The sequence below is a fragment of the Psychromonas aquatilis genome, from assembly GCF_038155185.1.
In the GTDB taxonomy this organism is placed as follows: Bacteria; Pseudomonadota; Gammaproteobacteria; order Enterobacterales; family Psychromonadaceae; genus Psychromonas; species Psychromonas aquatilis.
Genome location: NZ_JBAKAZ010000076.1, coordinates 1 through 10,119, shown reverse-complemented (window position 1 = coordinate 10,119; position 10,119 = coordinate 1). Strand labels below are relative to the sequence as shown.

6 protein-coding genes are annotated in these 10,119 nt (G+C 35.0%); 1 reads left to right on the top strand and 5 read right to left on the bottom strand.

What is annotated here, in order from left to right; genetic code table 11:
- Positions 1-1,835 precede the first annotated feature (1,835 nt).
- From V6256_RS13845 to glyQ, 3 genes are all read right to left on the bottom strand, one after another.
- Complete coding sequence (locus tag V6256_RS13845; protein ID WP_341598818.1) at positions 1,836-3,092, bottom strand: valine--pyruvate transaminase; 1,257 nt, start codon at positions 3,090-3,092, stop codon at positions 1,836-1,838.
- Between the two features lie 413 nt (positions 3,093-3,505).
- Positions 3,506-5,572, bottom strand: coding sequence for a glycine--tRNA ligase subunit beta (gene glyS / locus V6256_RS13840; protein ID WP_341598817.1), 2,067 nt, complete (start codon positions 5,570-5,572; stop codon positions 3,506-3,508).
- Between the two features lie 11 nt (positions 5,573-5,583).
- A complete protein-coding gene (glyQ, locus tag V6256_RS13835) occupies positions 5,584-6,492 on the bottom strand; it encodes a glycine--tRNA ligase subunit alpha (protein WP_341598816.1) in 909 nt (302 codons plus the stop codon).
- Between the two features lie 266 nt (positions 6,493-6,758).
- Here glyQ and V6256_RS13830 point away from each other — a divergent pair, with 266 nt between their 5' ends.
- Entirely contained in the window at positions 6,759-7,451 is a 693-nt protein-coding gene (locus V6256_RS13830; RefSeq protein ID WP_341598815.1) for a DUF2161 family putative PD-(D/E)XK-type phosphodiesterase, read from the top strand.
- 3 nt (positions 7,452-7,454) lie between these two features.
- On the opposite strand, the gene V6256_RS13825 is transcribed toward V6256_RS13830, so the two are convergent.
- Both V6256_RS13825 and V6256_RS13820 read right to left on the bottom strand, forming a co-directional pair.
- On the bottom strand, positions 7,455-9,299 hold the full coding sequence (locus V6256_RS13825; protein WP_341598814.1) for an Lnb N-terminal periplasmic domain-containing protein: 1,845 nt from the start codon (positions 9,297-9,299) through the stop codon (positions 7,455-7,457).
- Between the two features lie 53 nt (positions 9,300-9,352).
- Entirely contained in the window at positions 9,353-9,835 is a 483-nt protein-coding gene (locus V6256_RS13820; protein ID WP_341598813.1) for a DUF3015 domain-containing protein, read from the bottom strand.
- Positions 9,836-10,119: the final 284 nt, after the last annotated feature.

Here is a 10,119-nt window from a genome sequence, read left to right as displayed (position 1 = left end):
CGATTAACTATGAAAATTTACAAAGTCAGGTGTCCAGTTATACTTGACCAGAATATTTAGCCATTATAAATAATTAAAAATATGTATAGAGATATAATTGTGTCTATTAGATTAAATGCCATTAATATAATGACTGTAACCTAAACCTATCAAACAATGCTATTTCACGGTATTCAATAATTTGAAGGTCATAATATTTACAATACCTTTTGCTACTCTTCTGTTTAGTTTGTCATTAGCGCAACAGCGCATCTCCATTGAAGATGACTTGAGAATGCGAATAGGGCGATTATCAGTGCTGACTAAATGACTTCTACTGCGATATGTCTATTAACAACAATTAACGCTTACAATGTCACTCTCGTCGTCATGAGTTCAATCTATTGTACTTTAATAAATGAATTACTTTCTTTACTGGAAACCTTATTACCTTATCAAAAGGTAACGGTTTAATTTCAAGGTGAGTGACCAATAAATCGATTAACTATAATTAGCAATTACAACGCAACAGTGGGTTTCAGTAATTCAACTTTTTGACGTTAACAGGTCAATCATTTTCTTTATTGGAAATCTCATTACCTTATTAAAAGGTAACGATTTAATTACAGGTAAGTGACCAATATACTCATTAACTGTCACTGAAAATTTACAATGTGATAGTGGGTTTGAGTGATTCAACTTTTTTGAACGCCCACAAACGAAGCACTTTATTTATCTTGAACGGAAGCTTCGCAATACCGACAGATATAACATCAATAGTTAAAGATTTGTTCAAGTACCAAGAAGAATGTCATTACAGGCCAAAGTAACCTACAGCTTTAATTGCTAAGTTTAAGCAAAAAAAATAAAGGGGATATCGCGACCTTTTGGGGTATCAATTTAAAGTAGTTAGTTTGATATATAAGGGGAATGTCATTCTCTTATAGGTAACTTGAACAATGCGCTTAGTGATTACATTTACCTTTTGTTTCACGTGAAACAAAAGGGCAGTTAGTCCAACAGATTAAAATAATGACCACTACCATACTAATAATAAATTGAAGTACGCATAATATTAATTCTATTAATGAATCAGCCCATAATAAAAAACAGTAGGCCATAGAGAAAAATAATTAACACAGAACTATTATGATCAAGTGATACTTAGTGAACATGTAAAGTGTGATTATGTAAATCCTAGTCATGTAAGTATCAGGTGTACTACCATGAAAAATTGAATACTGTATTTAACTGCAAATCTATTAACCCAAACTACATAGCATCTTCTTCGTTATTTTATGGGTAGGGTAATTAAACTCTTTTTATCAGATTATATAGCCAGATTATTCAATATTTATATAGGGCAAAAAGAGGGTTTTGTAAAGTCTAGCAATGCACTTAAGAGTGTCAGGTAATACGTTTTAAAGTTAACAATGGAACCAATCAGAATTCATATTTTAAATAAAATCAATTACATTCATTGATATTGCATGAAGAGAATAAGAGCACCAGCTCGATAGTAAATTAACAACAACAAATAACGTAATAAGTAATAGTCGTGTGAAGATATTATTAACTTATGTTTCACGTGAAACACAAAAGCATATGAACAATAAAAAGCCGTTCGTTAGCATCATCAGGAAAATGAAGAGAAGCTTAATAACCTAAATAAAAGGATTAATACAACTAACATACATTGTTGTTAGGGTTTTATAGCTGAGGATATAGAAAATAGTTTTTAAAATGGAAAGTATTCAATTAAAAAACAGTAACCAGTTACTTGAAACACAATAGTATGACACATATAAATAAGGCCTTTGTTTCACGTGAAACAAAGGCCTTCAATAAGATGTTATTTATATACTTGTTGAATATAGCTCATTAACAACATCAGCAAGAATATCTACACCACGCTCAACAACATCATCAGCTTGAGCATAGTTTAAACGTAGACACTCATGAATGTGTTGCCATTCGTTATCTAAACCAGGGAAAAAGTAATGCCCAGAAACAACAATAAGGCCTTTTTCTTTTAATCGTTTATACAGCTCATGTGAACTGATAGGGAGGTCTTTAAACCATAGCCATAGAAAGAGAGCGCCTTCAGATTTATGGATCCTAAAGTTACTATTAGGTATTTTCTCTGTAAGTAATTTAATTGCACGTTGTGATTTTTCATAATAAAAAGGTTTAATAATGTCATTACTGATTTTAATAATCTCTTTATTTTTAACCAGTGGTAATGCTATTTCTGGTCCAATACCACCCGGAGATAGCGCCATAATGCCTGACAAGTTTGACATCGCCTTAGTGATTTCTGTATTGGCAATTACAATCCCACAACGAGCACCTGGCAGCCCAAACTTAGATAAACTTAAACATAGAATAGTATTGTCATTGAAGTGTGGTTTAACATCTTCAAAAATAATATTTGGAAATGGTGTGCCATAAGCATTATCAATAATTAAAGGAATATTATGCGATTTAGCTAAGCGGTCTAGCTTTTCAATTTCTTGATCAGTGAGAACATTACCGGTTGGGTTCGTTGGTCTAGAAACACAAATAGCACCAATATCATCGCCAATTTCAAGAGCATCAAAGTCAACATTATATTTAAATTGTTGGTTATCTAACTCAGTTATACGAGGTTTGACTCCGATAAATGTATCTTCAGATAAACTTGCATCTGCATATCCGATATATTCAGGTGCTAATGGGAAGAGTATTTTCTTTTTTCTGCCGTTATCAAACTCACCAGAAAGTAAATTAAACAAATAGAAAAATGCACTTTGGCTGCCATTGGTAAGCATTATATTTTCAGCGGTTAAATTCCAATTATAAAGATCGTTAAACATTTCAACTAAAGCGGCGATAAATGCATCTTTACCTTTAGGGCCATCATAGTTTGCTAACGTATCAATTAACTTACCTTGTTCGAGTAATGTAGCCATTAACTCTGTAAAACGTTCGTTTAACTTTGGTATTGTCGCAGGATTTCCTCCCCCTAACATAAGTATATCATCACCTCCTTTTACCCCTGCATTTAGATCATCCATCAGCTCAGTGATACCTGAATGTTTAGAGAATTTATTTCCAAATAGTGAATAGGGCATATTGTAAATCCAATTTAAGTTAATAGTAGGGAGGTTAATGTTTCATATGAAACACAGAATATTTATAAAAATTTGCATTATTATTCCTCGTTAAGGAATTTTTCAATAATACCAATTATATTAAATAAGTGATCTAAATTTTGCGCAGGAAAAATGACTGAGTTCAAGGCGTAATTTGAGTTAAATAGTTGTTCTATTTACGAAAATTACAACGAAGAAATAAGTTATTTTAACAAGTAAAATAGATCAGTTAATTAGTGTGATTGGTATAATACTCTTTCAGCTGTTTATGAGCAATTGATGCAATTTGAAATAGTGGTGAAAAATGAGTGTGTAATGATGTTTCACGTGAAACAAAAAAGCTCAGTAAAATTGAGCTTTTTATAATGACGATAAAATTTATCTAGTAAAGTCTATAGAACAGAAACATCTGCAACTTGTAAGAATAAATTACGCAAGCGGTTTAAAAGTGCTAAACGGTTATTTTTTACCGCTAAATCATCAGCCATTACCATAACTGAATCGAAAAAATCGTCTACAGGCGATTTTAAGCTAGCTAACTCGAACAATGCAGACTCGTAGTCTCCCTTCTCAAATAAAGGGCTTAGATTGCATTCTAGAGCCTCTAAAATCTCAGAAAGTGACTTTTCAGCACCATTTTCTAGTAAATTAACGTCGATATCATTGCTAATATCATCTTTTACTTTCGCTAGGATATTACTAATACGTTTATTTGCAGCAGCAATTGGCGCAGCTTCTGGTAAAGTTTGGAACTTAGCAACAGCTTTAATACGTTTTTCAAATTCAACTGGCTTAGTAGGACGACGCTCTAAAACAGATTGAATTAACTCAACAGAATAACCTGCCGCTTGATAAGTCGCACGGAATCGAGCAAATAAGAAGTCAACAACATCGTTAACGACATTATCATTTGTTAATTTTTCTGCGTATTCAGATTTTGCAATTTCAACTAGTTCAACAATATCCAGGTCTAAATTTTTATCTGTAATAATACGTAATAAACCAATCGCAGCACGACGTAAAGCAAATGGGTCTTTATCGCCTTTAGGTGCTTGACCAATACCAAAGATACCAACTAGTGAATCTAATTTATCAGCTAATGAAACAGCACAAGCCACTAATGAAGTTGGTAATTTATCACCAGCAAAGCGTGGTAGATATTGCTCATTTAAAGCCACAGCCACTTCTTCGTTCTCACCATCAAAGCGAGCATAGTACATGCCCATTACGCCTTGTACGTCAGGGAATTCCATTACCATTTCAGACATTAAATCAGTTTTAGATAACAAACCAGCACGCTGAGCATGTTCAGGGTTAGCTTCTATTTTAACCGCAACTTTCTCAGCAATCGCACTGATTCGCTCTGATTTTTCTTTTAATGTACCTAATTGTTTTTGGAACAATACACTTGATAAAGAATCTAAACGACTTTCTAGAGTTTTCTTTTTATCTGTTTCAAAAAAGAACTCTGCATCAGCTAAACGAGGACGAACTACTTTTTCATTACCAGAAATGACTTGAACTGGATCACGACTTACAATGTTTGAAACAAAAATAAATCGAGGTAATAGTTTTCCATCTTTATCTAGTACAGGGAAGTATTTTTGATTATCTTTCATTGTATAGATAAGTGCTTCAGAAGGGACCTCTAAAAACTTATCTTCAAAAGAACCGACTAACGTAACAGGCCATTCAACTAATGAAGTAACTTCTTCTAATAGCTCTTCATCGATAGCAGCAATACCATTTTCATGTGCAGCAACAGCTTCTACTTGCTCACGGATAATGGCTTTACGACGTTCATAATCAACAATAACTTTACCTGAATCATCAAGTAATGATTGGTAATCATCAGCATGTTTTAGTACTAATTCAGCATCGCCCATGAAACGGTGACCACGAATCACGCGATCTGAAGCAACACCTAATAGTTCACCTTGAATTAATTTGCTGCCAAACAACATAGTTACTGTGTGTACTGGACGAATAAATTGTGTGCTTGCACTACCCCAACGCATTGGTTTTGCAATGGGTAGTTTAGTTAATGCTGTCGCTGCAATACCAGGAATTAAAGTATTAACGTCTTGACCTATAACTGCAGATTTAAATAGTAACCACTCACCTTTATCGGTCACTAGTCGCTCAGCTTGATCAACAGTAATACCGTTAGAGCGAGCCCAGCCTTCAGCAGCTTTAGTTGCATTACCGCTTTCGTCAAATGCAACATTAACAGCAGGACCGCGTTTCTCTACGACTTTATCAGCTTGTGTAGCTGATAAGTTAGATACCACGACAGCTAAACGTCTTGGTGAAGCTAACCACTCAACTTTATCGAAAGTTAACTCTGCTTTATTTAATTCTGCTTCGATATTGCTAGCAAATGACTCTGCAAGTTTACGAAGTGATTTTGGTGGTAACTCTTCAGTCCCCAACTCAATCAGTAAATTTTCTTGTGACATGAAACTTGCCTCTACTTATCTAAATTTTTACAAAGTGGGAAACCAAGTGCTTCGCGTTTCGCGTAATAAGCCTCTGCAACCGCTTTTGATAATGCTCTTACACGTAAGATGTAACGTTGACGCTCAGTAACAGAAATAGCATGACGAGCATCTAACAAGTTAAATACGTGGGATGCTTTCATAACTTGTTCATAAGCAGGAAGAGGTAAACCAGATTCAATTAAACCTTGGCTGTCTTTTTCACATTGGTCAAACTGGCCAAATAGGGCATCAACATCAGCATGCTCAAAGTTATAAGTAGATTGTTCAACTTCATTTTGATGGAAAATATCACCGTAAGTCACTTTACCCATTGGACCATTTGTCCAAATTAGGTCATAAATGCTGTCTACACCTTGAATGTACATTGCAAGACGTTCAAGACCATAAGTGATCTCACCAGTAACAGGTGAACACTCAAGCCCACCAACTTGTTGGAAGTAAGTAAACTGAGTCACTTCCATTCCATTCAACCAAATTTCCCAACCTAGGCCCCAAGCACCTAATGTTGGTGACTCCCAGTTGTCTTCAACAAAACGGATGTCATGGATAGATGTGTCAATACCAATCTCTTCAAGCGACTGTAAGTACAGTTCTTGAATATTTTTTGGAGAAGGTTTTAAAACAACCTGGAATTGGTAGTAGTGTTGTAAACGGTTAGGGTTTTCACCATAACGACCATCAGTAGGGCGACGGCATGGTTGTACATAAGCACTACTCATTGGCTCTGGACCAATTGAACGTAAAAAAGTTTGTGGGTGGAATGTTCCAGCCCCGACTTCCATATCAAGAGGTTGTACAATTGCACAGCCTTGTCGAGCCCAAAAATCTTGCAATGCAAGAATTAGCCCTTGGAATGTTTTTGTATCGAATTTTTGCATGATTTAGGCTTCGAGTTGGTTATAAAAAATGAAATCCATTATACCTATTGGCAACAATTATACCAATGGCAATACATTGTATAGGTTAACTTTACAGGGTTTTAACATAAAATAATAACTAGGACTGAATCCACCAGCAAACACTTTATCGAGATAAAGTGTTAAGTTATAAATATTAGCTTTTATGTAAAAACTGATTTAATAATATACAATACATAAAGCAAAATGTAAGTAAACACTCACACTCAAAAAGTAATCCTATAAATATGCACAATAATTTAAAAGAAAGTGACCTATATACTCCGATCAAACAGTTTTTAACTAACCTTGGTTATCAGGTTAAAGGAGAAATAAAGTCATGTGACATTGTTGCCATAAAAGACGATGAGGTTATTATTATAGAGTTAAAGTTAACACTTAATATAACACTGCTATTGCAGTCAATTGATCGATTTAGCTTAGCTGATATTGTCTATATTGCGATTCCTAAACAATCAGCCATTTATAAAAAGAAACAAAAACAAGTTAAAAAGCTAGTTGCTCGACTAGGACTAGGATTAATGGTTGTAGATATACAAAAAGAGCATGCCTACGTAGAAGTCATTCGAGATCCAAAAGAATACACACCACAAAAAAACAAACGCAAACAGAAAGCTTTATTGAAAGAGTTTCATCAACGACAAGGTGATACACAAAAAGGGGGCTCAACAACACGTAAAGCTGGTTTAACAGCATACCGCCAACGTTCTATACGAATAGCTGAGTATATGAAGACGCTAAGCTCTTGTACCGGTATGCAAGTAAACAAAGCAATACAGGAGCCGCAAGCCACACAGTTTTTATACAATAATCATTACGGTTGGTTTAATAAAGTATCAAGAGGTGTTTATGCTTTATCAGAAAAAGGAAAAACAGAACTGGTTGAGTGGCAGCAAAAAGATATCGTTGCCACTCAATAAAGACTAAAAATAATGGAAAAGGGAAAGTTTTGCCACTGCATCTTCAACATGCCACTGTTGATAACGTAATTTGCCACGTAATGCCCAATTACGGCTTAAAGACCAGTTCCAATCTAAATCTGCATTATAATGATAGTTCACATCGGTATCAGCCAAATAGATAATATTCCCGGTTAACATAGCTTTATGATCTGGATTGACCTGCCAAATAGCACCTAGTTTAGAGCCTAAACCAAATACTATACGGTTATCTGTAATATCACCGCCATTGACCTCAATTGAACCCAATGCATAAGCTTGTAGCGTGTTAGGATTACCAATGGTTTTCCCATATCCTCCCTGGGTAAAAAACCGATTACTTTGTTTAATTAGATCTGGTTGGCGATCGAAACCTACTTGAATATTCCAAGACCAACTATCAAAAATGCGATTATCTGCAGGAATCGCGATCGCATCAATCAGGTATAGTTGCTCTAGTCTAGTATGCCCCGAGTCCTTGATACTGGCTTCCACATCAAAAAAGCTAATTTGAGCGCCAGGAATATAACCCGCTGATTTATCTAATAGATCATGATAAGCCAAACGATAAGATAAGCTCGTATTATAATCATACTCATTACTGAAGGTAGTTGATAACCCTAATCGTGAAGAAGCATGCCCTAACTCAGGCGAAATCGCTGGTTTTTCTGGTTGAGTGTAAGGGGAGCTAACTTTTAACTTACTACGCGCTATAAGCAACTTTGTTGAACGTGGTGCAACGACTTTTCTATCTAACCCTTTATTATAAAAGTCATAGTTTAGCCATTCATAAGCTATCTCCAAGATAGCAGCTTGATCAGACTCACTACGCTCACTAATATCGGGTGTTTCACCTATCGTAAATTTTCTTGCAATGGCTAAGTCTTGATCTGAAAGTTGTTCCGAATAATGAAACAATTTAGTACCAAATGCCGGTCGATAGTTAGGATCTTGTAGGAGTCCATTCTCTCTTAATACAGCAACAGTATCAGCAGGAATAGCATGCATATTAAAAGAAGCCGTTAAATCTAGATTTTCACGAGCTAGCTGTAATAACGAAAGCAATTGGTATGAACAATTTTCATCGATAAAGAAATAATCAAAATAAACCGATTGTAACTCCCAGAGGTGTAACAATACTTTTTCAACTTCTTTATCATCAAGATTTAACTTATATTCCCATATATCACGTGACTCTAAGTCATTATATTCCCTTACTTTTCGGTAATACGGCATCAGAGAGTAACGACCTGGGTATGACCCAACTAGCCCATTAAAAGCATACATAGCTGCATTATCTTCTGGATCAGGATCAGCGGCAAAGTTAACAGCAAAAGCAACAAGCTCTTTATTACGCGTTTGATCTTTGGCATCAATTCTTAATAGGGTGTGTCCAAACATTGAAGACGGGTTATTCATAAAGGCTGTCGGAAAAACAAGAGTAATACCTTCAGGATCAATCACTGTTTTCCACTCTTGTAACTCAGGGCAATTTAACTCCCCCCAGTGATTATCAACCTTACTTTTTAACCATGTAAAACGAGCGGGGAACTGACAAATAAATGTTTGTTTTTGTTGTTCTGTTAAGTTTTTACCATTAAAGGCATCTAGGGTTGCTTGTAACTCTGCTGCGGGGTTGGTTTTACCATCAGAAGCAATAAAAAAACTATCTTCATCGACCTCACTTTCCCAACCACCAAAAAAGTTACTATGATAGTGACCTAACTGTAACCAGTAATTTTCTTTAGCAATACTTTTTAATGGAAAGCTGCTATTTGCAAATAGGGAATGGGATACCAAACAAAGTATAAAAATGATTAATTTATTCATAGCCAGTAAACAAAAAGCCCCCGAAGGAGCTTTATTCTCAAAGATGAAAGAGTTTAAGAAAGCTCATATGAAGCAAGTTGTGCATCATTTGAGATTAGAGTGTTTAGGTTTTCTAACACATCTTGAGAAGTTACATTTTCAGATGTAAATACATCAGAGAAATGTGCTTGTGCAACTTGATTAAATGTTGCTTGGTCAGCAGCTGGTACGCCCCATACTTCAGCCAGTGTAGATAATGTTTCACCTTCACCTTTAGACATATCACGCGCTAAATTATCCATATTTCCATCGATGAATAAAGAAACTTTAGCGGCAGCAGTTACTGTACCAGAACCATCACAACCTAATGTACCAAATGTGATACCAAAAGTTTGGTTACCTGAAGTACCATTTGTAGTTGCACCTAAGACTTTAAATAATTTACCGTCTTGGCCACTCATTACCATTGAACCCAAACCACAACCAATATCTGGGTCAGCCATTGCATTAGTAAAAGGTAATACAGCGAGTGCAGCTATAGCGATTAATTTTTTCATAAGTAAGTCCTTTAATAAAATGAATAATAAATTGCTTTTCTTAATGTTTTTCATATTTCATTGTCATGTGTATGACAATTAAACGATAACATAATATATAGAGTACACCTATTTAGAAATTTAAAACATAGACAATATTTGATCTCTATAAGCAAAATAACATAATAAAAACAGTTAAATAACAGCCGGAATATACGTTTTAAACGTAGGGGATAGCATACAATTTGGTATAATACCAATTCCGTTAATTAAGTTTCCAAATTTGTCCAATCTCGATAGCACAG

Coding starts and splice junctions, on each gene's coding strand:
- V6256_RS13845 (WP_341598818.1), bottom strand. CDS start 3,092: ATGCCCTATTCACTATTTGGAAATAAATTCTCTAAACATTCAGGTATC.
- V6256_RS13820 (WP_341598813.1), bottom strand. CDS start 9,835: ATGAAAAAATTAATCGCTATAGCTGCACTCGCTGTATTACCTTTTACT.
- glyS (WP_341598817.1), bottom strand. CDS start 5,572: ATGTCACAAGAAAATTTACTGATTGAGTTGGGGACTGAAGAGTTACCA.
- V6256_RS13825 (WP_341598814.1), bottom strand. CDS start 9,299: ATGAATAAATTAATCATTTTTATACTTTGTTTGGTATCCCATTCCCTA.
- V6256_RS13830 (WP_341598815.1), top strand. CDS start 6,759: ATGCACAATAATTTAAAAGAAAGTGACCTATATACTCCGATCAAACAG.
- glyQ (WP_341598816.1), bottom strand. CDS start 6,492: ATGCAAAAATTCGATACAAAAACATTCCAAGGGCTAATTCTTGCATTG.